The organism is Ralstonia sp. VS2407 (assembly GCF_052950655.1).
Genome location: NZ_JBRFVG010000157.1, coordinates 1 through 511 on the forward strand (window position 1 = coordinate 1; position 511 = coordinate 511).

General features: G+C 61.1%; 2 protein-coding genes. Both read left to right on the forward strand.

Annotation, left to right across the window (positions count from 1 at the left end):
• A partial coding sequence (locus ACU8YE_RS24375; RefSeq protein WP_446929953.1) for a transposase occupies positions 1–201 on the forward strand: 201 nt, incomplete at its 5' end.
• 70 nt (positions 202–271) lie between these two features.
• On the forward strand, positions 272–403 hold the full coding sequence (locus ACU8YE_RS24380; RefSeq protein ID WP_446929955.1) for a hypothetical protein: 132 nt from the start codon (positions 272–274) through the stop codon (positions 401–403).
• Positions 404–511: the final 108 nt, after the last annotated feature.

Below are 511 nucleotides of genomic sequence, written 5' to 3' on the forward strand. Positions count from 1 at the left end.
GTATCTGCTGCAGGTGTGGTTCTCGCTCTCAGACGAGGTGTGGAGGAGGCGATCTACGACTCCTATGCGATGCGCAGGTTCATGGGCCTGGACTTCGCGGTGGAGCAGGTCCCCGACGCGACCACGCTGTTGCAACGTGAAGCGCCCCAGGTTCTCGGCCGTTCCTATACGGGGTGCGGCTCTCGGTTGAGGGCAGCGTAGTGGGCTTGCTCGTACTCGACGGGCGGGACGTTTCCCAGCGTCGAGTGCAGGCGTCGGTTGTTGTACCAAATTGAAGTCCAGCAGCGTTGGGCAGATCTCGGACGATGCCAGCACCGTGCGCGACTTCGTGAACCAGTCCGCCAAGGACGATGATAGCGTCGACCTCCTGCACGAGATCGAGCATTTCGTCGGGTTGCTCTAAGGAATCCAGCACCTCGCTGTACATCAGCGCTATAGGCCCCCGTTTTCCCCGGGGAGGTGCGCGATGAGCGCAACACGAAATTCTGGTGGCTTCCGTTTCACCTGAGGC